The following is a 26097-nucleotide window of genomic DNA, read 5'->3' as shown; positions in this document are numbered from 1 at the left end:
ACCAGCCCCCGCCGTCCACCCCGACCCCGAGGAACCTCAGCCATGAGTCCCGCCGAAGGCGAAGCGCACCGCATCCTGATCGTCGACGACGAACCGGCCGTACGCGAGGCCCTCCGGCGCAGCCTCGCATTCGAGGGCTACGGCACCGAGGTCGCCGTCGACGGTGCGGACGCCCTCGACAAGGCGGACGCCTACCGGCCCGACCTGGTCGTCCTCGACATCCAGATGCCCCGGATGGACGGCCTGACCGCGGCCCGCCGCATCCGCTCCGCCGGCAGCACCGTGCCGATCCTGATGCTCACGGCGCGTGACACGGTCGGCGACCGCGTCACGGGACTCGACGCGGGCGCCGACGACTACCTGGTGAAGCCGTTCGAACTGGACGAGCTGTTCGCCCGGATCCGGGCGCTGCTGCGGCGCAGCTCGTACGCGGGCGCGGCCGGGCGGGCCGACGAGGGCGATGTGCTGTCCTTCGCCGATCTGCGCATGGACCTGTCGACCCGCGAGGTCACGCGCAACGGCAGGCAGGTGGAGCTGACGCGTACGGAGTTCACGCTCCTGGAGATGTTCCTGGCGCACCCCCGCCAGGTCCTCACCCGTGAGCAGATCCTCAAGGCGGTGTGGGGCTTCGACTTCGAGCCGAGCTCGAACTCCCTCGACGTGTACGTCATGTACCTGCGGCGCAAGACCGAGGCCGGCGGGGAGCCGCGGCTGGTGCACACGGTGCGCGGGGTGGGCTATGTGCTGCGGGCGGGCGGCGCGGAGTGATCCGCAGGTTCCGGGCGTGGCCGCTGCGGGCGCGGCTGGCCGTGCTGGTCTCCGCGGCGGTGGCGGTGGCGGTGGCGGCCGTGGCGACGGTGTGCTGGTTCATGGTGCACAACGCCCTGGTCGGCTCGTTGGACAACGCGCTGAGCACCAACCGGGTGGAGCCGGGATACGTGCGCACGCTGATCGACGCCAACGGCCAGTGCCGCAGGGCCACCCCGGTGCGCGGCACCCCCGATCTGTTCAAGCAGACGATCCAGGTGGTGGACAGCGAGGGCAACAGCTGTGTGATCTTCGGCAAGGAGTCGTTGCGCGTCACCTCCGACGACACCGCCGTCGCCGGCGGCCGCACCCCCCAGTCGTTCCACGACACCACGGACCGCAAGGGCGTCAAGTACCGCGTCCTGACCTACCCGCTCGTCGGTCTGACCGGGGCCGTGTCGGTGGCCCGCCCCCTGAACGAGGTCGACGGTGCGCTGAAGAACCTCACGCTCGTCCTGACCTTCCTGGCCGGCCTGGGCGTCCTGGGCGCGGGCGCGGCGGGCCTGTGGATCGCGCGGACCGCCCTGCGCCCGGTGGACGAGCTGACCCTGGCCGTGGAGCACGTGGCGCGCACCGAGGACCTGACCGTGCGCATCCCGGTCGAGGGCGACGACGAGATCGCCCGGCTGTCCCGCTCCTTCAACGCGATGACGTCGGCGCTCGCCTCCTCCCGCGACCTTCAGCAGCAGCTGATCGCGGACGCGGGCCACGAGCTGCGGACACCGCTCACGTCCCTGCGGACGAACATCGAGCTCCTCGCCCGGAGCGAGGAGACGGGCCGGGCGATCCCGCCCGACGACCGCAAGGCCCTGCTCGCCTCGGTCACCGCGCAGATGACCGAGCTGGCCGCCCTGATCGGCGACCTCCAGGAACTGTCCCGCCCGGCTCCGGGCCAGCAGACCGACAAGGTCCGGGTGCTGCCCCTGCACGACATCGCGGACACCGCCCTGGAGCGGGCCCGGCTGCGCGGCCCGGAGCTCACCCTCGTCTCCGATCTGGCCCCCTGGTACGTCCGCGCCGAGCCGGCCGCCCTGGAGCGGGCCATCGTCAACATCCTGGACAACGCGGTGAAGTTCAGCCCGCCCGGAGGCACGATCGAGGTGGCCCTGCACGGCGGCAGTCTCACGGTCCGGGACCACGGTCCCGGGATCGCCCCGGAGGACCTTCCCCATGTCTTCGACCGCTTCTGGCGCTCCCCGTCGGCCCGCGCGCTCCCCGGCTCCGGCCTCGGCCTGTCCATCGTCGCCCGCACCATCGGGCAGTGCGGCGGCGAAGTGACCCTCGTCCCGGCCGAGGGCGGCGGCACGCTGGTCACCATCACCCTCCCCGGGGCGCCCACGCCTCCTCCGGGGGCGGCCGAGGTGCGATAGCGGCACCTCGGAGGGCTCGTGTGCTGCCGAATTGACCGTCGTCACCCTCCCCACCCTGCCTGACCTGCGACTTCTATTTAGTTGCCATTTCAAGGTGCTGGCGTGCTGGGGCAGCACTAGCGTGGGTGGCGTGAGAGTCGCAACCAGGGCCCGCCCCGGGCGACGAGGTTCCTGCAGGGTGGGAACGGCAGCCGGGGACGTGCTCCCGTTCGAAAGCGGCGACCCTGCCCCTGCTTTCGAACGGTGATCTCTTGCGACCGCACTGCATCCATCGCATGCGTGTGGCCATCCACCTCGATCCGGTGGAAGGAAAGGATTCATGCGAGCAACAACCATCAGGCGTTCGTTCGCCGTGGCAGCAGCCAGTGTGATGGTGGTCGGCGGTGCCGCGATCGGCGCGGCGGGCGCGGCTTCAGCGGCCGCCCCCGTCCACGCCGTGACGTACCAGACCGGCCACGACAGCTGCGACGACTGGAGCTACGGCGGAGACTGCAACGACAACGGAGGCTACGGAGGGCACGGAGACCACGACAACGGTGGCTATGGGGACCACGGCAGTGGAGACCACGGTGGCGGAGACCACGGCGGTGGAGACCACGGCGGCGGTGACCACGGCGGCGGCGACCACGGCGGCGGTGGCGGAGACCACGGCGGCAATGGCGGAAGCCAGGGCGGACGCTGAGCAGGCCACAGGAAAGGTGGAATGAGACGGCCCCCCTCCCCGGGAGAGGGGCCGCATCCGTGTCCACTCGCACCGGCCCCCGGACACGTCCGCGCCGGCAGGTCCCCGCACCCCGCGGTCGTCACCCCCACCGACGATAACTAGTCAACTTCAGCAACTCACGTACCACACCTGTCACTTGACGCCCCGCCGTGCTTCCCTGCCGCCATGACCACAGCGAGGGGCACACGGACAACAGCGGGGGCGGCGGGGATGGACCGGCGGGGGTTCCTGCTGCGGGCGGGTGCGGTCTCGGCCGCCGGGCTGCTCGCGTCGCTCGACCTGCCGGCGGCGCGGGCGGCCACGCTGGGCGTCCAGGACTGGATGGCGGGCATCGCGGACGGCACCGCACTGCAACGGCTGACGATCCCCGGCGCGCACGACTCCGGCGCGCGCTACGGCGGCCCGTGGACCGCCTGCCAGCGGCTCACCGTCCCCGAACTGCTCAACGCGGGCATCCGCTTCCTGGACGTGCGCTGCCGGCTCTTCGACAACGCGTTCGCCATCCACCACGGCGCGTTCTACCAGCACTTGAACTTCGACGACGTCATGACGGCGTGCCGCGACTTCCTGCGCGCCCACCCGTCCGAGACCGTGCTGATGCGGCTGAAGCAGGAGTACTCGGAGGAGAGCGACGCCGAGTTCCGGCGCGTCTTCGACAGCTACCTGGACGGGAAGGGCTGGCGGCCGCTCTTCCTCATCGCCGACGCGCTGCCCTCGCTCGGCGCGGCGCGCGGGCGTGTGGTCCTGCTCGCCGACAACGGCGGTCTGCCGGGCGGGCTGCGCTGGGGCGACGGCGCCGTCTTCGACGTCCAGGACGACTACATGGCCGAACCGCTGCGCAAGTACCCGTTGGTCGAGGCGCAGTTCCGCAAGGCGGCCCAGCAGCCGGGCAAGCAGTACGTCAACTTCGTGAGTACGGCCGCGCTCCTGCCGCCCGAGTACAACGCGAGCCGGCTGAATCCGCGGGTGAAGAGCCTCCTCGACGGCGCCGAGGCCGGCCCCTGGACCGGACTCGGCATCGTGCCGCTCGACTTCCCGGACGGGACGAGCGGCCTGGTGGAGACCCTCCTGAGGCACAACCCGCACTCCTAGGCCTAGTCCGCGGAGTCGCGCCCGGCTCGGCTTCGCGGACACGGCCCGGGAGGCGTCCTCCTGCGGCTCGCGCCGGGCCCGGTGCGCCCGGCGCGAGCCGCAGGACACCCCCTGGGGGGTTTCGTTCGGATCAGGTCGGACCCGGGCTGGTCCGAACGACATCCCCTAGTGCCCGAGCATCAGGCCCGACCCCGCCACATCCGCCCGGATGCCGCCCTTCTCGACGGTGACGCCCAGCAGCCGCACATCGCCCGCGCGGGGCTTCGGCAGGTGGAAGGAGAGGGAGAGGCGGTCGGCGACCCGCGGGCGGGTGAGATGGGTCAGGGCGGTCAGCAGGGACGGGTCGAGGCCGAGGCGCTTCAGGAGCCAGGGGTGGGCCAGCGCCACGTCGATGAGGTTCATCCGCATCACCTCGTGCAGAAAGCGCGGGGTCCCGGTCAGCCGGCTCAGCCTGTCGTCGTCGCGCAGCGCCTCGCGCACCACCCCGTCCGGGACGCCCAGGCGGTGCACGATCGCCGGGACGGAGAGGAAGGCCTTCGCCTTCGCCGTCTCCCGGGCCAGGCGGCGCACGGAGGAGCGGGTCAGGTGCAGGCCCTCGGAGGGGCGGGTGCCCGGCCGGTACGTCGCCAGATCGCCGATGTCCAGGCGCATCCCGCCGATCGAGGTGGCGATGCCGCGGTCACCCTCGCGCCGGATCCGTGCATCGGCCCGCAGGCGCAGCTCGTGGCCCGCGACCGGCAGGGTGCCGCGGGCCAGCACGCGGTCCGGGCCACGGCCGCTGAAGGTCACCTGGGAGGCGCCGAGTTCCCGGTTCATGTCGGCGAAGGAGAGCAGAACCTGGCCGCGCATGCGGTGGACCAGAGCGCCGCGCACGGACGTGGGGCCGTCGCCGTCGATGCGTACGTCGTGTGCGGTGGCGGAGACCTCGGCGAGGGTGACGCGGTCGGCGGCGACGTCGGGGACGGTGACGCGCACCGAGTCGAGGCGCTGCGCGGCCAGCTGGGTGAGGAAGGGGAAGCCGCCGATCTCCACCTCGGGGGCGGCGGACAGATGCATCTGGTGCTTCAGCTTGTCGGCGGCCTTGTGCTCGGCGTAGAGGACGGCCCAGCGGTCGGCGAGCGTGAGGAAGGACACCAGGACCAGGACCCCGGCGACGAACTTGACGGCGATGGGCAGACCGGCGAAGCGGTTGCGGCGGCGGCTGCCGCGACGGTGGTTGGGCGGGGTCCAGGAGTCGTCATCGCTCTCGGGGCCCCCGGTGCCGGGCTCGGGCTCCTCGACGAGGAAGTCCTCCAACGGATTGTCCGCGAGAGCCGCCAGCTCGTCGTACGGGTTGCGGCGCGGAGCAACCGGCGCGGCGGACGGGCCCGTCGGGGGAACCGATTCGCCGGCCGGCCCATCTGAGGGGATGCGAAGACCGCCGTACTCGTCTTCGTACAGGGGTGCGTGCGGGACGTCGTACGGCGGTGCGTAGGGCGCTTCGTGTCGCGCCTCGTACGTCGGATGCGTGGCTATGCGGTGGGGGGAACGCATCGGTAGATTTCACCATACATCCCGACCCCATCCGCAAGCCCAACCCCAAGTTGTTTTGAAAATTGGTCAGTTGATGACCGTAATCCGGTCGGCCTTCGGCGGCGCGATCGGGCTGGCGGCCGATGACCTGGCCGTCAGATAGTCGTTGAGCGCCTTCAGGTCGTCTCCGCCGACGAGCGGGTTCGTGCCCTTGCCGAGCTCCGTGAAGCCGTCGCCGCCGCCGGCGAGGAACGAGTTCATCGCGACGCGGTAGGTGGCGGACGGGTCGAGCGGCGCGCCGTTCAGCCTGATGGAGTCGACGACGACGCGGGCAGCGCCGGTCTTGGTCGTGTCGAGGGTGTACGTCAGCCCGTCGGAGATCTGGAGGATCTTCGGGGAGGCCTCGTTCGGGCCGCTGACCTGCTGCTGGAGCGCGGTGACGAGCTGGGCGCCGGTGAGGTCGACCAGATTGACGGTGTTGCTGAAGGGCTGCACGGTGAAGCCCTCGCCGTACGTCACCACACCGTCGCCCTCGCTCCCGCTCGCCTTGTAGACGAGGTCGGCGCGGATGCCGCCGGGGTTCATCAGCGCCACCGAGGCCTTCGGGTCCAGGGACTTGGCGTGCGCGAGCTGGGCGTCGGCGATCAGGTCGCCGAGCGGCTGCTCGGGCGTCTCGGCGCCACGGCCGTTGATGTCGGCGGAGATGTAGCCGATCGGCTTGTTGGCGACGGGCGCGGCCAGCTTGTTCCAGCGGGCGATGAGGGCCGTCATGTCGGCGGCCTTCGGCTGGGTCCGGTCGACGACGTGGTTCGCGGACTTCACGCCGGTGCGGACGATGTCCCCGCTGCGGCGGTCGTAGGTCAGCGTGGTGTCCGTGTAGAGCTTGCCGTAGGAGGCGGCGGAGGTCACCATGCGCGGCCGCCCCGAGGGGTCGGGGATCGTGCAGACGTAGGCCTGGTGGGTGTGACCGGTCACGAGCGCGTCGACCTTGGGCGTGACGCCCTTGGCGATGTCGACGATCGGGCCGGAGATGCCGTCACCCGAGCCGGGCGAGTCGCAGTTGTAGTTGTACGACGAGGAGGCGGGCGCGCCGCCCTCGTGGATGAGCGCGACGATCGACTTCACGCCCTGCCGGTCGAGCACCTTGGCGTACTTGTTGATCGTCTCGACCTCGTCGTGGAACTTCAGCCCCTTGACGCCGTCCGCGGAGACGATATCCGGCGTGCCCTCCAGGGTCACACCGATGAAACCGATCTTGACACCCTTGTGCTTCCACACCCAGTACGGCTTGAGGATGGGCTTGCCGGTCTTCTCGTCGGTCACGTTGGCCGCGAGGTAGGGGTAGTCGGCGCCCTCGAACGTCCGGCCGGGTTCGTAGCACCCGTCCTTGGGGTGACACCCGCCGTTCTGCATCCGGGCGAGTTCCCTGGCGCCCTCGTCGAACTCGTGGTTGCCGACGCTGGTCACATCGAGGTCGAGCTTGTTCATCGCCTCGACGGTCGGCTCGTCGTGGAAGAGCCCGGAGAGCAGCGGGCTCGCCCCGATCAGGTCTCCCGCGGCCGCGGTCACGCTGTACGGGTGGCTCCGGCGGGCGGTGCGCAGCGAGGAGGCGAGGTACTCGATGCCACCCGCGTCGATCCTCTTCGTCGTGCCGTCGGGCTCCGTCTCGACGACCTGGCCCGACGACCCGGCCGGCGGCTCCAGGTTCCCGTGGAAGTCGTTGAAGGACAGCAACTGCACGTCGACCGTACGGTCGTGCCGGTGGCCGTGGTGTCCGCTGTGGGCGCTCGCGGGCATCGCCGCGGCGAGCGCACCGACGGTGGCGAGCCCTGCGGCGGCGGCGAGCGCTCTCTGGATACGGCGTCCCGGCTGCCTGCGCGGCTGGGAAGTGGTTGACACGCGTCCCCCTGTGAGGTGTATGCGACAAGTGGTCCCTGCCCGCCGCAGCCTAGGGTCAACGCGCGTAGCGCAACAGGGGGTTGCCGGTTACGAGCTGGTTGCCCGGGCGCCACACGCCGCGGAAGGAGGGGCGTCGGGGGCGGTCGGAGCGGTGCGCAACGCGGGAAAGGCCCAGTTCGCCCAACCCGCCGCCGTACGCTCTAGACATGAGCAGCAACGACGCCCGCTTTTCCACCCCGCTCCGGCGGATCCAGACCCTGACCTCTCTCACCCCCGACCAGACCGAGGCCGCGCTCGGATTGATCATGGATGCCGCGCGGGCCGACGGGCAGCTGGCCGTGTCGGAACAGGGGCGGCTCCAACTGCGCGGCGGGCCCCGCGAGGGTGTACGCCATCTGCTGCTCAGCGTCGACGACGAGCTGATCGGATACGCCCAGCTGGAGGACACCGACCCGGTGGAGGCGCCGGCGGCCGAGCTGGTGGTCCACCCGGCGCACCGCGGCCACGGGCACGGCCGCGCCCTGGGCACCGCCCTGCTCGCCGAGTCCGGCAAGCGGCTGCGGGTCTGGGCGCACGGCGGGCACTCCGCCGCCCGGCACCTCTCGCAGGTGCTCGGGCTCACCCTGTTCCGCGAACTGCGCCAGATGCGACGGCCGTTGACCGGCATGGAGCTGGCGGACCCGGTGCTCCCGGAGGGCATCCGCGTCCGCACCTTCGTCCCCGGCCAGGACGACACCGCCTGGCTCGCCGTGAACGCCGAGGCGTTCGCCCACCACCCGGAACAGGGCTCCCTGACCCAGCGCGACCTGGACGACCGCAAGACGGAGCCCTGGTTCGACCCGGAGGGCTTCTTCCTCGCGGTGCGGGAGGACGACGGCCGGATCGTCGGTTTCCACTGGACGAAGGTCCACGCCGAGGAACAGCTCGGCGAGGTGTACGTCCTCGGAGTGCTGCCCAGCGCCCAGGGCGGGGGCCTGGGGCGGGCACTGACCACGATCGGCCTGCGGCACCTCGCGGCCGCCGGCCTGCCGACGGCGATGCTCTACGTCGACGCCGACAACAAGTCCGCGGTCCGGGTGTACGAGCGGCTCGGGTTCGTCACCCACGAGACGGACCTGATGTACCGGACGGAGTCCTGACCGCGTACGGGCGTCCTCCCGTACGAGCGCGCTCCCGTGCATGACGGGAGCGCGGACTCGTACGGGCCGGAGGTGAACCCGTACGGGTCCGCCTCCGGCCCCGTCCGCACGGCGTCCGGCCCGCACCCGGGCGCGCGGCCCGCCGCGGGGTGGGCTACTTCTTGATCTCCGACATGCAGAGGGTCAGCAGTACCCTGCCCCGCCTGGTCTGCGTGTACTTGGTCTGACCGGGCTCACAGGTGTCGGCATGGGTCTGTTCGACCTTGTACTGCGCCTTGCTGTCGGAGCAGTCGACGACCTGGAGGTCCGGATCGTCGTCGGTGCCGTGGTTCTGCATGCAGTCGCCGACCTCGGCAGCCCACTCGCTGGTGGTGTCCTTCGGCGGCGTGTATGGCTCGTCCTTCTTCACGAACCACCAGACGCTGGCGCCGATGACCGCGATGACGATCACGGCGATCCTGACCAGGGGCGATTGGTTCGGCCTGGACAAAGAGTCCCCCTACTTCATGTACATATCAACAACGGAAGCCAGAAGGTTACCCGCTTCCCGATCTTGACACGCACACCCTCCGCACACCACCCTTTCACTACTCAATTAGTGAAAGGGTGGTTGCTCGAGTGGTCGAATACCGCATCGACCGGCGCAGCGGCGTCGCCACCTACCTCCAGATCGTCCAGCAGACCAAACAGGCGCTCCGCCTCGGTCTGTTGGAGGCGGGCGACAAGCTGCCGACGGCCCGTGAGGTCGTCGAGGCCACGGCCGTCAATCCGAACACCGTGCTCAAGGCCTACCGCGAGCTGGAGCGCGAAGGGCTGGTCGAGGCCCGCAGGGGCCTCGGCACCTTCGTCCGCAGGTCCCTGGGCACCGCCGCGCCGACGGGCTCCCCGCTGCGCGCGGAACTCGCCGACTGGCTGGGCCGCGCCCGCACCGCGGGACTGGACAGGGACGACGCCGCAGCGCTTTTCACATCCGTGCTGGACGCGACGTTCAGCCGCACCGAGGGGGACTCACCATGACCGACACCGCCGTCGAGGCGGCCTCGCTCGGCAAAAGCTTCGGCCGGAGCTGGTCGCTGCGCGACTGCACGTTCCGGCTGCCCGCAGGCCGGATCTGCGCCGTGGTCGGGCCCAACGGCGCGGGCAAGTCGACGCTGCTCGCCCACGCGGCAGGCCTCGTCCGCCCCACCAAGGGCGCGCTCACCGTCCTCGGCACGACCCCGGCAGCCGCCCGGGAACGCATCGCCTACGTCGCCCAGGACAAGCCGCTGTACCCGCAGCTGACCGTCGCGGACACCCTCCGGCTGGGCCGCGAACTCAACCCCGGCCGCTGGGACGCGGGCGTCGCCGAGCGGATCGTGCGCGGCGGCGAAGTCGATCCCGCCGCACGGGTGCGCTCCCTCTCCGGCGGTCAGCGCACCCGTGTCGCCCTCGCCCTCGCCCTCGGCAAGCGCCCCGAGCTGCTCCTCCTCGACGAGCCGATGGCCGACCTCGACCCGCTGGCCCGCCACGAGCTGATGGGCACGTTGCTCGCCGAGGCCGCCGAGCACGGCACCACCGTGGTGATGTCCTCGCACATCGTCGGCGAGCTGGCCGACGCCTGCGACTGGCTGCTGCTCATCGGTGGGGGCACGGTGCGGCTCGGCGGCGGCATCGACGACCTGGTCGCCGCGCACACCCTCGTCACCGGCCGCGGACGGGCCGAGGACCTCGCCCCGCACACGGTCGTCGAAGCCCGCGCCACCGGCCGCGGCCTCACGGCCCTGATCCGCCCCGAAGCCCCCGCCGACCCGCCCGGCCCCGCCTGGGAGACCGCCCGGCCGACCCTGGAGGACATCGTGCTCGCCCACCTCCGCTCCCCCGACGCCCCACCGCTGCTCACACCGGGCGCCACCACGGACGCCACGGCGGTGTCCGCATGAGCGCCACGGCCCTGCGAGGGGCACAGCGGGCCACGGTCCGGGTGCACAGGACGGCGCTGTGGGCGGGAGCGGCGCTGGTGCTGTGCGCGGCGGCGGTCCTGGGCTCGGCCCGGTGGGCGGCCTGGGCGTACCCGGAGCCGGACCGGATGAAATGCGTGGGCCCCTGCGACCCCGGCTTCTTCTGGTACTCCAGCGGCGAGACGTTCCTGTCGTCCGTGACGGAGTACGCCGCCGTCGCCCTCCTCCTCGTGCCGTTGCTGATCGGCGCCTTCGTCGCCGGCCCCCTGATCGCCCGTGAACTGGAGTCGGGGACGCACCGCCTCGCCTGGACCCAGTCGCTCTCGCCCGCCCGTTGGCTGGCGGCGAAGCTGTCGGTGGCGGCCGTCGTCGCCTCGGCCGGCACACTCGCACTCATGCTCCTGTTCAGGCTCGCCACCTCGCTGGAGTGGGGCAGGTGGAACCTGAACTGGGCGGACCGCGGCATGTACGAGGCGTCGGGCCCGGTGCTGCTCGCCTACAGCCTGCTCGCGGTCGCCGTGGGCACGCTCGTCGGGCTGCTGGTGCACCGCACGCTGGCCGCCGCCTCGCTGGCGGCGCTGGTCACCGGGCTGGTGCTGTTCGTCATCGGATCGGTGCGCTGGGACGTGTTCCCGGTACGGACGATCACCGGGTCGGGCACCCACGTGGGATTGGAGCCCTTCGGCTCCTTCCGCATGCGGTCCGGCTACTTCACCTCCTCCGGCGGCCGCCTCCCCTGGGACGCCTGCTTCCGGCGCGCGCCGGACTCCGGCAAGTGCCCCGCGGACCTCCACATCACCGGCTGGTTCGTGGACTACCACCCCCACTCCCACTACTGGTACGTCCAGCTCCTGGAGAGCGGCATCGTGCTGGCCCTCGCCGCGGCGGCCGGGTACGCCGCGTTCCGGGTGCTGCGCCGTCGTACGGCGTGAAACGGGGGCTCCCGGACGTACGGTCGAACGCCCGGGAGCCTCCCCGCGATGTCCTGCACGTCATATCCCCGTAACCGACGGTTCAGCCGGGCTTGCGACGCTCGGTGAATGCAGCCCGTCGTGCCCGACCCATTGGATTCCGACGCGCCCGTAGTGGCTCTCGCGCGGAAGAATGGGTTCATGAGCCAGCCCCACGCCCAGGCACCGGCCCACCCGTCAACCACCACCGCCCCCGGTGGAGGCCCTGCGGGCCGCGAGAACATTCCGAACGCCCAGAACGCCCAGCCCTCCGTGGGCTCCATCGCCGCGCACCGTCCGCACACCGTGGCGGCCAGGGTCTCCGACCTGGAGCCGGAGATCGACACCGACCTCGACGTGTACGAGGAGACGGGCGGCGAGGGCGACGCCGAGCTGCCCCAGGGACGCTTCCTCGACCGGGAGCGCAGCTGGCTCGCGTTCAACGAACGGGTCCTGGAACTCGCCGAGGACCCGAACACCCCGCTGCTGGAGCGGGCGAACTTCCTCGCGATCTTCGCCAGCAACCTGGACGAGTTCTTCATGGTCCGCGTGGCCGGCCTGAAGCGGCGCATCGCGACCGGCGTCGCCACCCGCTCCGCCTCCGGCCTCCAGCCCCGCGAGGTGCTGGAGATGATCTGGTCCCGCTCGCGCGAGCTGATGGCGCGGCACGCCGCCTGCTACCAGGAGGACGTCGCCCCGGCGCTCGCCGAGGAGGGCGTCCACCTGGTCCGCTGGAACGAGCTGACGGAGAAGGAGCAGGCACGGCTCTTCACGCTCTTCCGGCACCAGATCTTCCCGGTGCTGACCCCGCTGGCCGTCGACCCGGCACACCCCTTCCCGTACATCTCGGGCCTGTCGCTGAACCTCGCCGTGGTGGTGCGCAACCCGGTGAGCGGCCACCGCCACTTCGCCCGCGTCAAGGTGCCGCCGCTGCTGTCCCGCTTCCTGGAGGCGTCCCCGAACCGGTACGTCCCCATCGAGGACGTCATCGCCGCGCACCTGGAAGAGCTGTTCCCGGGGATGGAGGTGCTGGAGCACCACACCTTCCGGCTGACCAGGAACGAGGACCTGGAGGTCGAGGAGGACGACGCCGAGAACCTGCTCCAGGCCCTGGAGAAGGAGCTCATGCGGCGCCGCTTCGGGCCGCCGGTCCGGCTGGAGGTCGAGGAGTCCATCGACCAGTACGTGCTGGACCTGCTGGTGCGCGAGCTGAAGATCAGCGAGGCCGAGGTGTACCCGCTGCCCGGGCCGCTCGACCTCACCGGCCTGTTCGGCATCGCCAAGCTCGACCGGCCCGAGCTGAAGTACCCGAAGTTCGTCGCGGGCACCCACCGGGACCTCGCCGAGGTCGAGTCCGCGTCCCCGCCCGACATCTTCGCGGCGCTGCGCGAGCGGGACGTGCTGCTGCACCACCCGTACGACTCGTTCTCCACCTCCGTCCAGGCGTTCCTGGAGCAGGCCGCGGCCGACCCGGACGTCCTCGCGATCAAGCAGACGCTGTACCGGACCTCGGAGACCTCGCCGATCGTCGACGCGCTGATAGACGCCGCCGAGTCGGGCAAGCAGGTCCTCGTCCTGGTCGAGATCAAGGCCCGTTTCGACGAGCAGGCCAACATCAAGTGGGCGCGAAAGCTGGAGGAGGCGGGCTGCCACGTCGTCTACGGGCTCGTCGGCCTGAAGACGCACTGCAAGCTGTCGCTGGTCGTCCGCCAGGAGGGCGAGACCCTGCGCCGCTACAGCCATGTCGGCACGGGCAACTACCACCCGAAGACCGCGCGGCTCTACGAGGACCTGGGGCTCCTCACCGCCGATCCCCAGGTCGGCGCCGACCTGTCCGACCTGTTCAACCGGCTCTCCGGCTACTCGCGGCGGGAGACCTACCGCCGGCTGCTCGTCGCACCGAAGTCCCTGCGGGACGGTCTGATCTCGCGGATCAACAAGGAGATCCAGCACCACCGCGCCGGGCGGCCCGCCTATGTCCGCTTCAAGGTCAACTCGATGGTCGACGAGGCCGTCATCGACGCGCTCTACCGCGCCTCGCGGGCCGGCGTGCCCGTCGACGTGTGGGTGCGCGGCATCTGCGCGATACGCCCCGGGGTCGACGGCCTGTCCGAGAACATAAGCGTGCGGTCCGTGCTGGGCCGTTTCCTGGAGCACTCCCGGGTCTTCGCCTTCGGCAACGGCGGCGAGCCGGAGGTGTGGATCGGCAGCGCCGACATGATGCACCGCAACCTCGACCGTCGTATCGAGGCACTGGTCAGGGTCGCCGACCCGGCCCATCGCGCAGCCCTCAACCGGCTCCTGGAGACCGGTATGTCCGACACCACGTCCTCCTGGCACCTGGGTCCCGACGGCGACTGGACCCGGCATGCGACCGACGGGGACGGGATGCCGCTGCCGAACGTTCAGGAGATGCTCATAGACGCCCGGAGGCGCCGGCGTGGCACGACGTGACCCCTCGGGGCAGGCCGCGGGAGACGCGGTCACCGGTTACCTGCAAGGTCAGGCGACCGACTTCCTCCGCTCGCTCCGGGAACACCAGGAGGGCCGCGACAACCGCGACAACGGGGAGGCGGCGCTCGCCCTCAGACGGGCGGCCCGCCGGATCAGCGGGACGCTGCACACGTTCCGGCCCCTCCTCGACGCCGAGTGGGCCGACGGGCTGCGCCCGGAGTTGGCCTGGCTCTCCGGCACCCTGGCGCGCGAGCATGCGTACGCCGCGCGGCTGGAACGGCTGCTCGCCGCGCTGCAGCGGCTGTCGGGGTCGGGAGCCGCTGCGGTTCCGGCCCCCGGTGCGACCGTCGCGGGCCGGCCGTCGCACGGCGCCGTACCCGCGTGGGAGGTGCCCGCGGCCGAGCAGGTCCGGGACCGGGGACGGGCGGGCGCCGCGGGCGGGCAGCTGACCGTGGGCGCCGCCAAGGCCGGGGCGCTGCTCGACCGGCAGCTCACCCTGGCCAGGACCCGGGCGCACTCCACCGCGCTGCAGGCGCTCGGCTCGTCCCGCTTCCACGCGGTGGCCGACGGTGTCGCCGTCCTGGCCAGCGACGTACCGCTGGCGCCGGCCGCCGACACCGTGGAGCTGAAGCCGCTCGCGGCCGAGGCGGAGGCCCGGCTGATGGAGGCCGTGGCCGCGCTGCCGCTGGGCCTCGCCGGGCACCCGTACAACGCCGAGGCGCTGGTGCACGGGCTGGCGCCGGAGACGGTGCCGCAGTCGCAGGACGCGCCGTGGCACCAGGTGCGCTCGCTGCTGCGGCTGCACCGGTACGCCCTGGAGGTGCTGGAGGGCGACGACGGCACGGACGTCCGGCTCATCGGCGCCGGACAGGCGCTCGACCGGCACCGGGACGCGGCCGAAGCGGCCGCCGCGGCGGCGTCGGCGGCCCGGACACCGCGCATCACTCCGGCCACCGCCTACGCGCTGGGCGTGCTGCACGCCGACCAGCGGCACGAGGTCGAGGCGGCCCGGTTCGCGTTCCAGCAGGTGTGGCAGCGGGAGGCGGCGATCACCTCGTGAGCGACGGGATCGTACGTGCGGCGGGGTGCGTCCTGTGGCGGCGCTCGCCGGTGGACGGCGCGCTGGAGATCTGTCTGGTGCACCGGCCGAAGTACGACGACTGGTCGCACCCCAAGGGGAAGCTGAAACGGGACGAGGACCCGCTGGCGGGCGCGATCCGCGAGGTGGAGGAGGAGACGGGTCACCGCTGCGTGGTCGGGGCGCGGCTCCCCTCCGTCCACTACCTCGTGAGCGGTCGCCCCAAGGAGGTCCAGTACTGGGCGGCCGAGGCGACGACCGGCTACTTCAAGCCAAACCGCGAGATCGACCGCATCGTCTGGCTCCCGCCGCGGGACGCCCGCCTGCGCGCGACCCGGCTGCGGGACAAGCAGCTGGTCGACGACCTCCTCAGCGCCCTGCACTTCGCGTGACTCCCGGGCACCCGCGCTCCTGTCCCCCGCCGGCGGGCGCGGTGGGAACGCCTGATGCTCGCGAGCGCACGGGAACGCCCGGGGCAGCAAGCGCGGGAAGGATCGAGGCGCAAGCGGATATCGTCTACCTTTAGGACGATCGAGCCCATAAAGTTCTAAAAGGTACATCTATCCGTCGGGCGCCCGCCGGTGGCTTCGCATACCGGACGAAGTACGGCGCCCCGAGCCGACGAACTCGGGACCCACCGCCGCCCGCCGCCCATCGGCCACCGGTTCGCACCGGGCCCCGCCCCGGCCCCGAAGCCGGACCGCCACGGGCACCGGGAGCCCGGGCCCCGACCCGGCCCGCCGGGGCCGTGCCCCTGAAGCGGCCGTTCCGTAAGCATTCCGTGACCTAACCACACCGTCCGCCGAGGTTCACCCGCCGTTCACTTCCGACCGGATGCCACGTCACCTCTTCTGCCTAATTTCGGCCTTACGCGGGACGGGCCGGGCACATATTCGGCCCCCGTCGCCGCGCGCTAGACGTGTAGTGACACCGACTCCGCACGCCGCCGAAACGGACGGCGGCTCCTGGAAGGAACATCCGAAAGTGAAGTCTCAGCGCAAGAACCGGCTCCGCGCCCTCTCCCTCGGCGCCATCGCCGTCTCCGGCGCCCTGGCCCTCACGGCGTGCGGCTCCGACGACACGAGCGGCACCAAGGACAGCGGCGGCAAGCAGGCCACCGCCAAGGCCGGCAACATCAAGTGCGACGACGCCAAGGGCCAGCTGCTGGCCAACGGTTCCTCCGCGCAGGCGAACGCGATCCAGGCCTGGGTCAAGGCCTACACCGCCGAGTGCAAGAACGTGCAGATCAACTACAAGCCCGAGGGCTCCGGCGCGGGTGTCACCGCGTTCCTCCAGGGCCAGGTCGCCTTCGCCGGCTCCGACTCCGCGCTGAAGCCCGAGGAGCTCGCGCAGTCGAAGAAGGTCTGCAAGGACAGCCAGGCCATCGACCTGCCGATGGTCGGCGGCCCGATCGCCGTCGGTTACAACGTCCCCGGCGTCGACAACCTCGTCCTGGACGGCCCGACCCTGGCCAAGATCTTCGACAGCAAGATCAAGACCTGGAACGACAAGGCCATCCAGAAGCTGAACCCGAAGGCCAAGCTGCCCAGCACCAAGATCCAGGCCTTCCACCGCTCGGACGAGTCCGGCACCACGGACAACTTCACCAAGTACCTGAAGGCCTCGGCCGCGTCCGACTGGAAGTACGAGGGCGGCAAGGCCTGGCAGGCCAAGGGCGGCCAGTCCGCCACCGGCTCCGCGGGTCTGGCCCAGCAGGTCAAGCAGACCGCCGGCGCCATCTCCTACTTCGAGCTGTCCTACGCCAAGGACGGCATCAAGACCGTGGACATCGACACGGGTGCCTCGCAGCCGGTCAAGGCCACGATCGACAACGCCACCAAGGCGATCGCGGACGCCAAGGTCGTGGGCAAGGGCAAGGACCTCGCCCTCCAGCTGAACTACGCGACCAAGGCCGACGGCGCCTACCCGATCACCCTCGTGACCTACGAGATCGCCTGCGAGAAGGGCAACAAGGCCGACACCCTGGCCGCCACCAAGTCCTTCCTGACCTACATCGCGAGCGAGGACGGCCAGAGCTCCCTCAAGGACCTCGACTACGCGCCGATCCCCGCCGAGATCAACTCCAAGGTTCGCGAGACCGTCGCCTCCCTGAGCTGATCAAAGTGCGGTCCGCTCCGGTGACGGAGCGGACCGCACCGTCCGGTGCACCGCCGCCTGGAGCCGTACGGGAGCCACCCTCCCCACGACTCCGCAGACCGGAGACCCCCGATGGATATATCGACACAGAACGCCACAGAAACTCCACCTCCACCCGCCGCCGGCGCCACGGCCCCGGTCCGGCTGAAGGGCGCCCGCCGCGCCACCCGCCCCGGTGACCGGATCTTCCTCGGTCTGTCCCGCGGCTCGGGCATCCTGCTGCTGCTGATCATGGCGGCCATCGCGGCCTTCCTGACGTACCGCGCCTCGCTGGTGCTCAGCAAGGACCACGGCAACTTCCTCACCACGTTCCAGTGGGACGCCAACAACACCCCGCCGGTGTTCGGCATCGCGGTCCTGGCCTTCGGCACGATCGTCTCCTCGGTCATCGCCATGGCCATCGCGGTCCCCGTCGCCGTCGGCATCGCGCTCTTCCTCACGCACTACGCGCCGAAGAAGCTCGGCGGCCCCATCGCGTACGTCATCGACCTGCTGGCCGCCGTGCCGTCGATCGTGTACGGCCTGTGGGGCGCCCTCTTCCTGGTGCCGCACCTGACCGGCCTCTACAGCTGGCTCAACGACTACTTCGGCTGGACCGGCATCCTGTCGTGGGAGGGCGGCGCCCCGCGCACCCTGCTCGCCGTCGGCATCCTGCTGGCGATCATGATCCTGCCGATCATCACCAACGTCAGCCGTGAGGTCTTCCGCCAGGCGCCCCTGATGCACCAGGAGGCCGCGCTCGCGCTCGGCGCGACCCGCTGGGAGGTCATCCGCATGTCGGTGCTGCCCTTCGGCCGCTCCGGCGTGATCTCCGCCTCGATGCTCGGCCTCGGCCGTGCGCTCGGCGAGACCATGGCCGTCGCCACGGTCCTCTCCCCCAGCTTCGAGATCAACGCCAGCCTGCTCGACCCGGGCGGCGGCACCTTCGCCCAGAACATCGCCGCCAAGTTCGCCGAGGCCTCCGAGCAGGGCCGTGACGCCCTCATCGCCTCCGGTCTGGTGCTGTTCGTCATCACGCTGCTGGTCAACGGCGCGGCCCGCGCGATCATCGCCCGCCGCAAGGAGTACTCGGGGGCCAACGCATGAGCCACGCCGCCACCACCGCCCCCAAGGCGCCGAACTCCCTCAGCGCCGCCCGCCTGCCCCGCTGGGCCCCCTGGGCCCTCGCCGTCGGCTCCCTCGCCGCGGGCATCGCGATCGGCCTCGGCGCCGGCCTCGACAGCCGCGTCCAGTGGGGCCTGATCGCCGCCGTGCTCTTCGTCGCCGGCACGTACGGCTTCGCCGCCAAGGTCGAGGGCCGCCGCCAGGCCAAGGACCGGGTCGCGACCAGCATCGTCTGGGTCGCGTTCGTCCTCGCCGTGGTACCGCTGGTCTCCCTGATCTACGTGACCGTCTCGCGCGGCGTGAAGGCGCTCAGCCCGTACTTCCTGTCGCACTCGATGGGCACCGTCGCCGACTACGAGCCCGGCGGCGGCATCTACCACGCCATCCTCGGCACCCTGGAGCAGGTCGGCCTCGCCGCCCTGATCGCCGTGCCGATCGGCCTGCTCACCGCGATCTACCTGGTCGAATACGGCCGCGGCAAGCTCGCGAAGGCGGTCACCTTCTTCGTCGACGTCATGACGGGCATCCCGTCGATCGTCGCCGGTCTGTTCATCCTCAGCTTCTGGATCCTGATCCTTGGCTTCGGCTACTCCGGGTTCGCCGGGTCGATGGCCCTCGCCATCCTGATGGTGCCGGTCGTGGTCCGCTCCACCGAGGAGATGCTCAAGCTCGTCCCGAACGAGCTGCGCGAGGCATCGCTCGCGCTCGGCGTCCCCAAGTGGCGCACGATCCTCAAGGTCGTCCTGCCGACGTCGATCGGCGGTATCACCACCGGTGTGATGCTGGCCGTCGCCCGTATCGCCGGTGAGACCGCCCCCGTGCTGCTCCTGGTCTGGGGCAACCCGTTGATCAACAACGACCCGTTCAACGGTCCCCAGTCCTCGCTCCCGCTGTACATCTACCAGCAGTACTCGAACAGCGGTGGCAGCCCGGCGGCGTACGACCGCGCATGGGCGGCAGCCCTCGTGCTGATCGCCTTCATCATGATCCTCAACCTGGCGGCCCGCGGCATAGCCCGCTGGAAGGCCCCGAAGACCGGTCGCTGACGCGGCCACCCCGGAAGTGAATGAATTATGGCCAAGCGAATCGACGTCTCCGGTCTGACCGCCTACTACGGCTCCCACAAGGCCATCGAGGACATCTCGATGACCGTCGAGCCCCGCTCCGTGACCGCCTTCATCGGCCCGTCCGGCTGCGGTAAGTCCACCTTCCTGCGCACCCTCAACCGCATGCACGAGGTCACCCCCGGTGGCCGCGTCGAGGGCAAGGTGCTCCTGGACGACGAGGACCTCTACGGCACCGGGGTCGACCCCGTCGCCGTGCGCCGCACGGTCGGCATGGTCTTCCAGCGCCCGAACCCGTTCCCGACCATGTCGATCTTCGACAACGTCGCGGCCGGCCTGCGCCTGAACGGCAACTACAAGAAGTCCGAGCTGGCCGACATCGTCGAGCGGTCGCTCAAGGGCGCCAACCTCTGGAACGAGGTCAAGGACCGCCTCAACAAGCCGGGCTCCGGCCTCTCCGGCGGTCAGCAGCAGCGCCTGTGCATCGCCCGCGCGATCGCGGTCGAGCCCCAGGTCCTGCTGATGGACGAGCCCTGCTCGGCCCTCGACCCGATCTCCACCCTCGCCATCGAGGACCTGATCGGCGAGCTCAAGGAGCGCTTCACGATCGTCATCGTGACGCACAACATGCAGCAGGCGGCCCGCGTCTCCGACCGCACCGCCTTCTTCAACCTCGCCGCCGTCGGCCAGCCCGGCCGCCTCATCGAGATCGACGAGACGGAGCGCATCTTCTCCAACCCGTCGGTCCAGGCCACCGAGGACTACATCTCCGGCCGCTTCGGCTGACAGACCCCTCGCGGTGCTGCATGGCGGTGCCACCGCGAGGAAGTAAAAGGGCCCGCCCCCTGGCTCCCGGGGGGCGGGCCCCTTTTCACGCCCTCCCACCACACCCGGCGACACCGCCCCGCACTCTCCCCAGCCCGCGGGCAAGCGGCCCTCCCCCGCTGCGGGCAATCGTTCCGCTGGGGCGGAACGGGTGGGCACAGCACCCCGGTGCCGGGCGCCTGCCGTGCTGCATCAGCCCGATGCAACGGCCGGCAAGCGGTACGCACCCCACCGGGCACCCGGCACGGGTACGCACCGCACCGCCTCGGGGGGTACGCCCCCGGAAACGGCCGGTGCCCGGCGCGTACACCGCGCCGGGCACCGGAAGAGAGAACCCCTGCTACAGCACGGCCAGGTTCACGATCCAGAAGCAGACCGCCCCGACGAGCGCGGCCGCGGGCATCGTGATGAACCAGCCGAGAACGATGTTCTTGGCGACCCCCCAGCGCACCGCGTTGACCCGCTTGGTCGCCCCCACACCCATGATCGCCGAGGTGATCACATGCGTCGTGGAGATAGGCGCCTTGAACAGGAACGCGGTCGTGAACATGATCGACGCCCCCGTGGTCTCCGCGGCGAACCCCTGCGGCGGATCCAGTTCGATGATCTTGCGCCCCAGCGTCCGCATGATGCGCCAGCCGCCCGCGTAGGTCCCGAGCGACAGCATCACCGCACAGGCGATCTTCACCCAGACCGGAATCGGGTCGTCGGCCCCCTGCACATCGGCGATGACCAGCGCCATCACCACGACACCCATCGTCTTCTGGGCGTCCTGGAGACCGTGCCCGAGCGCCATGCCGGCCGCCGAAACGGTCTGCGCTATACGGAACCCGCGCTTGGCCTTGTGCGGGTTGGCCCGCCGGAACAGCCACATGATCGCGCACATCACGAGATAGCCGACGATGAGGCCGACCACCGGCGACAGGAACATCGGGATGATGACCTTGTCGATCACACCGGACCAGATGACCTGCGTACCGCCCGCGAGCGCGGCGCCGACCAGGCCGCCGAACAGGGCGTGCGAGGAGGACGAGGGAAGCCCGAAGTACCAGGTGACGAGGTTCCAGACGATCGCCCCGATGAGCGCGGCAAAGAGGATGCCCATGCCCGTCGAGCCCTTGGGCGTCTCGATCAGGCCCTTGCTGACGGTGTGAGCGACACCACTGCCGAGGAAGGCGCCCGCGAGGTTCATCACCGCGGCCATCGCCAGCGCGGCCCGTGGTGTCAGGGCCCGTGTGGAGACGGACGTGGCGATGGCGTTCGCCGAGTCGTGGAAGCCGTTGGTGTACGTGAAGAAGAGCGCGACCGCAATGGTCAGCACCAGCGCGAAGGTGTCCATGGACGTGTCTCAGGACTCCTTGACGGCGATGGTCTCCACCGTGTTCGCCACGTGCTCGAAAGCGTCCGCGGCCTCCTCCAGGACGTCCACGATCTGCTTGAGCTTGAGCACCTCGATCGCGTCGTACTTGCCGTTGAAGAGGTGGGCGAGCAGCTTGCGGTGGATCTGGTCGGCCTGGTTCTCGAGGCGGTTGACCTCGATCCAGTACTCGGTGAGGTTGTCCATGGTCCGCAGGTGCGGCATGGCCTCCGCCGTGAGCTCGGCGGCCCGCGCGAGTACCTCGATCTGCTGCTCGACGCCCTTGGGGAGCTCCTCGACCTGGTACAGCACGACCAGGTCGACGGCCTCCTCCATGAAGTCCATGATGTCGTCGAGGGACGACGCCAGGGAGTAGATGTCCTCACGGTCGAACGGCGTGATGAACGAGGAGTTCAGCTGGTGGAAGATCGCGTGCGTGGCGTCGTCACCGGCGTGTTCCGCGGCCCGCATACGCTCTGCGATCTCGGCCCGGGCGGAGGCGTCCGCCCCGAGCAGTTCCATCAGGAGCTTCGAGCCCGTGACGATGTTGTCCGCGGATGCGGCGAACATGTCGTAGAAGCTCGTCTCCCTGGGGGTCAGACGAAAGCGCACAAGGGGTCCTTGGGGTACATCGGTTTCGGTCAGGCTGATGCTAGGCGCATCATCCGGCCACGGCTAACGGGCCATCCCCCAGTGTCGCCCATCGGGCACTGTGCTCCGTACTGGGTCCGGCCAACGGTCTCGTACCCAGGAAAATTCGGTACCATATACCCACTAGGGGTATACGGGGCGTACAGCTTCAGCCAGGGAGCCTCGGGAGGCTCCCGTCCCAACGGGAGGACGCGATGACGACGGACGCGACGACGGGCGTGACGGCGCCCGGTACGACTGCGGCGGGCGCGGCGGAGATCGTCACCGACCACGACCGCGGGGTGCACGGCTACCACAAGCAGAAGGACGAGCATCTGAAGCGGCTGCGCCGCATCGAGGGCCAGATCCGGGGCCTGCAGCGCATGGTCGACGAGGACGTCTACTGCATCGACATACTCACCCAGGTCTCGGCGTCTACGAAGGCCCTCCAGTCCTTCGCCCTCCAGCTCCTCGAGGAGCATCTGCGGCACTGCGTGGCGGATGCGGCACTCAAGGGCGGCGACGAGATCGACGCGAAGGTCGAGGAAGCGACGAAGGCAATCGCACGGCTGCTCAGGACCTGATGCCGCGGCCGGGGACGCGGCGAACGGCGCGGGGCCAGGGCCGGGGCCGCAGATGACGGACGGGCCGGGGACGGATGCACGGCCCCCGGCGCCGGGGCATGAGGGACAGGTCACCTGAGATCCATGTCACCCGAGGCGAAGGTCACCCGGGACCTGCGTCACCCGAAGTTCCTGTCGGCGTCGGCCCTGTCGCGGTCGTCCCCGACTCTCAGCACCTCGTCGATGCGGTCGGCGCTCAGCCGTTCCTCCCGGGCCGCCGACGCCGCGATGATCAGCTCACCGCACAGCTCGATCTCGGCGAGGGCGATGTGGTCCTGAACCGCCGTTGCGCGTACCGCAGTCACCCACATCACCTCTTTCTTGCCGCCACCGACTTCCTAGAGTAGGGACCGCTCCACAGCCCGCGCATGGCACGGAAGGGCCATTTCCAGCCCCCCGCCCGGGGTCCTCACTGCTCGGCGATCTTCCCCGCGTAGATGTCCCCGGCCTCCGGCAGCCGCACCTTCGCCGGCGCTCCGAAGTCGAACAGCAGCAGTGTCGAGGCCACGGCGACGGTCTCCCGCCGCTCCCCGTGCCCCTTGTCCCGCCCGGCCGACCCGCCGCCGCCCCGCTCCACCGAGCTGGCGAAACTGAATTCGTGGCGCAGTTTGCGGACGCGCCCCTGGTGGTCGAGGTACACGTCGAACGGAACCTCGGCCGTGGAGAACCCTTTCGCCGCCGCGGCCAGTGCCGCCCGGTTCTCCGGTGACGCGTTCTGCGCGGCCCGGCGCAGATCGGCGGTGCCGCGATAGTGCCGCACGGGCACCCCGGCCACCTCGCTTTCCCCCACATACGTCACTTTCCGGGCGCCGCGGAGCACTTCGGCGGCGACGAGGGGGTCCGTGGCGCCCCCGGTGACCAGATTCCCGTCCGACAGCGACGCCGTCTCGACCCGCACCCACTTGTTCTCGGGCACACCCGCGCCCCGGTTCTTCATGTACAGCGCGCCGGGCGCGAGGAGTTCGGTGATCGGCCGGTGCTCCGCCTCCCCCGCCGGGTCCTTCGGCAGCGTCACCTTCAACTGCCCGAGGCCCCGGCGGTAGTCGTACACCCCCTCGCCCCGGATGGTGACCCTGGTCCCACCGGTGGCCATCTCCATCGACGTATGCGCCTTCGACGACCCCGCGCCGATCAGCCGGGCGGCGGCCTGGTGGAGCGCTTCGACGGGATCGGGTGCATGTCCGTCCTCGGCGGCCGCGGCGCCGCCTCCGGAACACCCCGTGACACCGGCCATCAGCCCCGCCACCGCGATGGCAGCGACCAGCGCGCCGCCTGCCCTCCCGTGCTGTCGCGCCACCATCGTCCGACCCCCAAGCCCGTCCGTGCGTGTCCGAACGCCCTGTCATTCCGTTTAACGACCCGTGGGGGCGCCCGTCACGCCGGTACCGTGGAGCCGTGGCACAGCCCCAGGACCCCGCGGACATACCCGCACCCGAAGACCACCGCACGACCACGGTCGAGCAGGGCCGCTTCTGCGCGGCCCACTGCAGCTGCGGCTGGCGGGGGCCGGCGAGAAGAGCGCGGAGCCGGGCGAGGTCGGACGCGGACGAACACACGACGGCCGTCTGACCGGCACGACCGCTCCGCCGACCGCCACGACCTGTTCGCCGGCCGCCACGGGCGCGCCAGCCGCGGGCCTCGGGCGCGGGTCCTGTGCCGGTGCGGCGCGCGGGTGTTCCGCTCGCGGGGACCCCGGTATCGGGATGGAACCCCGGCACCCGCATAGTCGTCTCGTCCAGCAACGGATGCCAGAGCCCGTGACCGGGGCACGGCGGGACGGGGAGACGAGACCATGGAACGGCGGATGTTCATAGGGGCGGGCGCGGCCACGCTGGCCGCGGCGGCCGCGACGGCCTGCACCGCGGGAGGCTCCCACGGCACCAAGGGCACGGACGCCGCCCGTACCGCCACGACGGCGGACACCTCGGGCACGCCCCTGCGCACCGCCACGGCAGCCAACGCGTCCGCCGCCAACTGGAAGGCCCTCGCCAAGGACCTGGACGGCATCCTGGTCCGCCCGGGCGACGGTGCCTGGCCCACCGCCCACCAGCTCTACAACACCCGCTTCGACAACCTGAAGCCCGCGGGCGTCGCCTACGTCGCGCACGCCGACGACATCCGTACGACCCTCTCGTACGCCCGCGCCCACCACATACCGGTGGCGATACGCAACGGCGGTCACTCCTACGCCGGCTGGTCCTCCGGCGACAACCGGCTGATCATCGACGTGTCGAAGCTGTCGAAGATCCGCGCGAGCGCCGGCGAGGCGGTCGTCGGTGCGGGCTCCAAGCTGATCGACGTGTACCGCGCCCTGGCCGCCAAGGGCGTCACCATCCCCGCCGGCTCCTGCCCCACCGTCGGCGTCTCCGGCCTCACCCTCGGCGGCGGCCACGGCGTGGTCTCCCGGGCCTACGGCCTGACGTGCGACAGCCTGACCCAGGCGACGCTGATCACCGCCGACGGCAAGCAGCTCGTCGCCGACAAGTCGCACAACAGCGACCTGTTCTGGGCGCTGCGCGGCGCGGGCAACGGCAACTTCGGCATCGTGACGGAACTCCGCTTCCGCCCGCACCCGGCACCCCAGGCGGTCACCGCCTATCTGACCTGGCCCTGGGCGAAGGCCGCCGCCGTCGTCAAGGCGTGGCAGGAGTGGGGCCCGGACCAGCCCGACGAGATCTGGTCGTCCTGCCATCTCGCCAACACACCCGGCGGCACGCCCACCGTCTCGGTCGCCGCGTTCTCGCTCGGCACCTACGGCGAGCTGCAGAACGCGGTCGACCGTCTCGCCGACCGCGTGGGCGCCCCCGCCCGCAGCGTCACCCTCAAGCGCCGTTCGTACGAGCAGGCGATGGAGATATACGCGGGGTGCTCCGCATTCGCCGAGCCCACCCAGTGCCATCTGCCCGGGTCGACCCCGGGCCGCACCCCCAAGGGCGCCCTGGGCCGCGAGACGTATGCGGCCCGCTCCGACTTCTTCGACCGTTCCCTCTCCGCGGCCGGCATCCAGGCCCTGCTCGCACAGATACAGGCCGTCAGGGGCGGCGGCGGCAGCATCGCGCTCACCGCGCTCGGCGGCGCCATCAACCGCGTCGATCCGACCGCGACGGCCTTCGTCCACCGCCGTTCCCGGATGCTGGCCCAGTACATCGCCTCCTGGGGCGCCGGTGCCTCCGGTGCGACGGCCACGGCCTGGCTGGACCGCGCCCACAACGCCATGAAGCGCTACGCCTCCGGCGCCGCCTACCAGAACTACACCGACCCCACGCTGACGAACTGGCGCACCGCGTACTACGGCGGGTCCGCGCCCCGTCTGGCCGCCCTGAAGAAGAAGTACGACCCGAACCGCGTCTTCACGTTCCCGCAGGCCCTGTAGCG

25 protein-coding genes are annotated in these 26097 nt (G+C 70.9%); 18 read left to right on the top strand and 7 right to left on the bottom strand.

The annotated features are described in order from the left end of the window. Positions 1-42 precede the first annotated feature (42 nt). From ACWCP6_RS06085 to ACWCP6_RS06070, 4 genes are all read left to right on the top strand, one after another. A complete protein-coding gene (locus tag ACWCP6_RS06085; protein WP_450931156.1) occupies positions 43-768 on the top strand; it encodes a response regulator transcription factor in 726 nt (241 codons plus the stop codon). Beyond that, positions 765-2177, top strand: coding sequence for a HAMP domain-containing sensor histidine kinase (locus ACWCP6_RS06080; RefSeq protein WP_450931155.1), 1413 nt, complete (start codon positions 765-767; stop codon positions 2175-2177). The genes ACWCP6_RS06085 and ACWCP6_RS06080 overlap by 4 nt, the downstream gene beginning before the upstream one ends. A 319-nt stretch (positions 2178-2496) precedes the next feature. Next, positions 2497-2859, top strand: a complete 363-nt coding sequence (locus ACWCP6_RS06075) for a hypothetical protein (RefSeq protein WP_450931154.1) — start codon at positions 2497-2499, stop codon at positions 2857-2859. Between the two features lie 207 nt (positions 2860-3066). Then, positions 3067-3993: a phosphatidylinositol-specific phospholipase C gene (locus ACWCP6_RS06070; protein WP_450931153.1), complete on the top strand. Its 927-nt coding sequence runs from the start codon at positions 3067-3069 to the stop codon at positions 3991-3993. 165 nt (positions 3994-4158) lie between these two features. Here ACWCP6_RS06070 and ACWCP6_RS06065 read toward each other — a convergent pair whose 3' ends face one another. Together ACWCP6_RS06065 and ACWCP6_RS06060 are read right to left on the bottom strand one after the other, a co-directional pair. Next, on the bottom strand, positions 4159-5526 hold the full coding sequence (locus tag ACWCP6_RS06065; RefSeq protein WP_450931152.1) for an LmeA family phospholipid-binding protein: 1368 nt from the start codon (positions 5524-5526) through the stop codon (positions 4159-4161). A 66-nt stretch (positions 5527-5592) separates the two neighbouring features. Then, positions 5593-7404, bottom strand: coding sequence for a bifunctional metallophosphatase/5'-nucleotidase (locus ACWCP6_RS06060; RefSeq protein ID WP_450931151.1), 1812 nt, complete (start codon positions 7402-7404; stop codon positions 5593-5595). A 206-nt stretch (positions 7405-7610) separates the two neighbouring features. Here ACWCP6_RS06060 and mshD point away from each other — a divergent pair, with 206 nt between their 5' ends. Further along, positions 7611-8543, top strand: a complete 933-nt coding sequence (mshD, locus tag ACWCP6_RS06055) for a mycothiol synthase (protein ID WP_450931150.1) — start codon at positions 7611-7613, stop codon at positions 8541-8543. Between the two features lie 154 nt (positions 8544-8697). On the opposite strand, the gene ACWCP6_RS06050 is transcribed toward mshD, so the two are convergent. After that, positions 8698-9033 (bottom strand): LppU/SCO3897 family protein, encoded by a 336-nt coding sequence (locus ACWCP6_RS06050; protein ID WP_450931149.1) that lies wholly within the window; start codon positions 9031-9033, stop codon positions 8698-8700. A gap of 128 nt (positions 9034-9161) precedes the next feature. On the opposite strand from ACWCP6_RS06050, the gene ACWCP6_RS06045 reads away from it, so the two are divergent. The 10 genes from ACWCP6_RS06045 (at position 9162) to pstB (ending at position 20073) form a co-directional block, all read left to right on the top strand. Beyond that, positions 9162-9560 (top strand): GntR family transcriptional regulator, encoded by a 399-nt coding sequence (locus ACWCP6_RS06045; RefSeq protein WP_450931148.1) that lies wholly within the window; start codon positions 9162-9164, stop codon positions 9558-9560. Further along, positions 9557-10462, top strand: coding sequence for an ABC transporter ATP-binding protein (locus tag ACWCP6_RS06040; protein WP_450931147.1), 906 nt, complete (start codon positions 9557-9559; stop codon positions 10460-10462). The genes ACWCP6_RS06045 and ACWCP6_RS06040 overlap by 4 nt, the downstream gene beginning before the upstream one ends. Then, positions 10459-11412, top strand: coding sequence for an ABC transporter permease (locus ACWCP6_RS06035; RefSeq protein ID WP_450931146.1), 954 nt, complete (start codon positions 10459-10461; stop codon positions 11410-11412). Before ACWCP6_RS06040 ends, ACWCP6_RS06035 begins: the two co-directional genes overlap by 4 nt. A gap of 180 nt (positions 11413-11592) precedes the next feature. Continuing rightward, positions 11593-13884 (top strand): RNA degradosome polyphosphate kinase, encoded by a 2292-nt coding sequence (locus tag ACWCP6_RS06030; protein WP_450931145.1) that lies wholly within the window; start codon positions 11593-11595, stop codon positions 13882-13884. After that, positions 13871-14944: a CHAD domain-containing protein gene (locus ACWCP6_RS06025; RefSeq protein WP_450931144.1), complete on the top strand. Its 1074-nt coding sequence runs from the start codon at positions 13871-13873 to the stop codon at positions 14942-14944. The genes ACWCP6_RS06030 and ACWCP6_RS06025 overlap by 14 nt, the downstream gene beginning before the upstream one ends. Then, positions 14941-15354 carry an NUDIX hydrolase gene (locus ACWCP6_RS06020; RefSeq protein ID WP_450931143.1) on the top strand — a complete coding sequence of 138 codons (414 nt, stop codon included), beginning with the start codon at positions 14941-14943 and terminating at the stop codon, positions 15352-15354. The genes ACWCP6_RS06025 and ACWCP6_RS06020 overlap by 4 nt, the downstream gene beginning before the upstream one ends. A gap of 592 nt (positions 15355-15946) precedes the next feature. Then, positions 15947-17080 (top strand): phosphate ABC transporter substrate-binding protein PstS, encoded by a 1134-nt coding sequence (pstS, locus tag ACWCP6_RS06015; protein WP_450931142.1) that lies wholly within the window; start codon positions 15947-15949, stop codon positions 17078-17080. Positions 17081-17191: 111 nt separating this feature from the next. After that, a complete protein-coding gene (gene pstC, locus ACWCP6_RS06010) occupies positions 17192-18205 on the top strand; it encodes a phosphate ABC transporter permease subunit PstC (RefSeq protein ID WP_450931141.1) in 1014 nt (337 codons plus the stop codon). After that, complete coding sequence (gene pstA / locus ACWCP6_RS06005; RefSeq protein ID WP_450931140.1) at positions 18202-19269, top strand: phosphate ABC transporter permease PstA; 1068 nt, start codon at positions 18202-18204, stop codon at positions 19267-19269. The genes pstC and pstA overlap by 4 nt, the downstream gene beginning before the upstream one ends. Before the next feature lie 27 nt (positions 19270-19296). Beyond that, the gene (pstB, locus tag ACWCP6_RS06000) at positions 19297-20073 is read left to right on the top strand and encodes a phosphate ABC transporter ATP-binding protein PstB (RefSeq protein WP_450931139.1); all 777 of its coding nucleotides are present in this window, start codon (positions 19297-19299) and stop codon (positions 20071-20073) included. A gap of 379 nt (positions 20074-20452) precedes the next feature. Here the strand turns inward: pstB and ACWCP6_RS05995 are convergent, their stop codons facing one another. Beyond that, complete coding sequence (locus ACWCP6_RS05995) at positions 20453-21451, bottom strand: anion permease (protein WP_450931138.1); 999 nt, start codon at positions 21449-21451, stop codon at positions 20453-20455. Between the two features lie 9 nt (positions 21452-21460). Continuing rightward, entirely contained in the window at positions 21461-22081 is a 621-nt protein-coding gene (locus ACWCP6_RS05990) for a DUF47 domain-containing protein (protein WP_016644813.1), read from the bottom strand. 233 nt (positions 22082-22314) lie between these two features. Here ACWCP6_RS05990 and ACWCP6_RS05985 point away from each other — a divergent pair, with 233 nt between their 5' ends. Beyond that, positions 22315-22683, top strand: a complete 369-nt coding sequence (locus tag ACWCP6_RS05985) for a metal-sensitive transcriptional regulator (protein ID WP_450931137.1) — start codon at positions 22315-22317, stop codon at positions 22681-22683. 158 nt (positions 22684-22841) lie between these two features. Here ACWCP6_RS05985 and ACWCP6_RS05980 read toward each other — a convergent pair whose 3' ends face one another. Continuing rightward, on the bottom strand, positions 22842-23033 hold the full coding sequence (locus ACWCP6_RS05980) for a hypothetical protein (protein WP_450931136.1): 192 nt from the start codon (positions 23031-23033) through the stop codon (positions 22842-22844). Positions 23034-23131: 98 nt separating this feature from the next. Beyond that, a complete protein-coding gene (locus ACWCP6_RS05975; RefSeq protein WP_450931135.1) occupies positions 23132-24022 on the bottom strand; it encodes a hypothetical protein in 891 nt (296 codons plus the stop codon). Positions 24023-24117: 95 nt separating this feature from the next. Between ACWCP6_RS05975 and ACWCP6_RS05970 the strand changes: the two genes are divergently transcribed. Together ACWCP6_RS05970 and ACWCP6_RS05965 are read left to right on the top strand one after the other, a co-directional pair. Beyond that, the gene (locus tag ACWCP6_RS05970; RefSeq protein ID WP_450931134.1) at positions 24118-24291 is read left to right on the top strand and encodes a hypothetical protein; all 174 of its coding nucleotides are present in this window, start codon (positions 24118-24120) and stop codon (positions 24289-24291) included. 223 nt (positions 24292-24514) lie between these two features. Beyond that, complete coding sequence (locus ACWCP6_RS05965) at positions 24515-26095, top strand: FAD-binding oxidoreductase (RefSeq protein ID WP_450931133.1); 1581 nt, start codon at positions 24515-24517, stop codon at positions 26093-26095. The last annotated feature ends 2 nt before the right edge of the window (positions 26096-26097 follow it).

It is taken from the genome of Streptomyces sp. NPDC002004, assembly GCF_053593975.1.
Note: the sequence above shows the minus strand (reverse complement) of the source record. Positions and strands in the feature narration are given on the sequence as shown.

Bases quoted from the DNA above. Each gene is read 5' to 3' on its own strand.
- ACWCP6_RS05980 (WP_450931136.1), bottom strand. From the start codon at position 23,033: ATGTGGGTGACTGCGGTACGCGCAACGGCGGTTCAGGACCACATCGCC.
- ACWCP6_RS05975 (WP_450931135.1), bottom strand. From the start codon at position 24,022: ATGGTGGCGCGACAGCACGGGAGGGCAGGCGGCGCGCTGGTCGCTGCC.
- pstB (WP_450931139.1), top strand. From the start codon at position 19,297: ATGGCCAAGCGAATCGACGTCTCCGGTCTGACCGCCTACTACGGCTCC.
- ACWCP6_RS06065 (WP_450931152.1), bottom strand. From the start codon at position 5,526: ATGCGTTCCCCCCACCGCATAGCCACGCATCCGACGTACGAGGCGCGA.
- ACWCP6_RS06075 (WP_450931154.1), top strand. From the start codon at position 2,497: ATGCGAGCAACAACCATCAGGCGTTCGTTCGCCGTGGCAGCAGCCAGT.
- ACWCP6_RS05985 (WP_450931137.1), top strand. From the start codon at position 22,315: ATGACGACGGACGCGACGACGGGCGTGACGGCGCCCGGTACGACTGCG.
- ACWCP6_RS05965 (WP_450931133.1), top strand. From the start codon at position 24,515: ATGGAACGGCGGATGTTCATAGGGGCGGGCGCGGCCACGCTGGCCGCG.
- pstA (WP_450931140.1), top strand. From the start codon at position 18,202: ATGAGCCACGCCGCCACCACCGCCCCCAAGGCGCCGAACTCCCTCAGC.
- ACWCP6_RS06040 (WP_450931147.1), top strand. From the start codon at position 9,557: ATGACCGACACCGCCGTCGAGGCGGCCTCGCTCGGCAAAAGCTTCGGC.
- ACWCP6_RS05995 (WP_450931138.1), bottom strand. From the start codon at position 21,451: ATGGACACCTTCGCGCTGGTGCTGACCATTGCGGTCGCGCTCTTCTTC.
- ACWCP6_RS06035 (WP_450931146.1), top strand. From the start codon at position 10,459: ATGAGCGCCACGGCCCTGCGAGGGGCACAGCGGGCCACGGTCCGGGTG.
- ACWCP6_RS06070 (WP_450931153.1), top strand. From the start codon at position 3,067: ATGACCACAGCGAGGGGCACACGGACAACAGCGGGGGCGGCGGGGATG.
- pstC (WP_450931141.1), top strand. From the start codon at position 17,192: ATGGATATATCGACACAGAACGCCACAGAAACTCCACCTCCACCCGCC.
- ACWCP6_RS06030 (WP_450931145.1), top strand. From the start codon at position 11,593: ATGAGCCAGCCCCACGCCCAGGCACCGGCCCACCCGTCAACCACCACC.
- ACWCP6_RS06085 (WP_450931156.1), top strand. From the start codon at position 43: ATGAGTCCCGCCGAAGGCGAAGCGCACCGCATCCTGATCGTCGACGAC.
- mshD (WP_450931150.1), top strand. From the start codon at position 7,611: ATGAGCAGCAACGACGCCCGCTTTTCCACCCCGCTCCGGCGGATCCAG.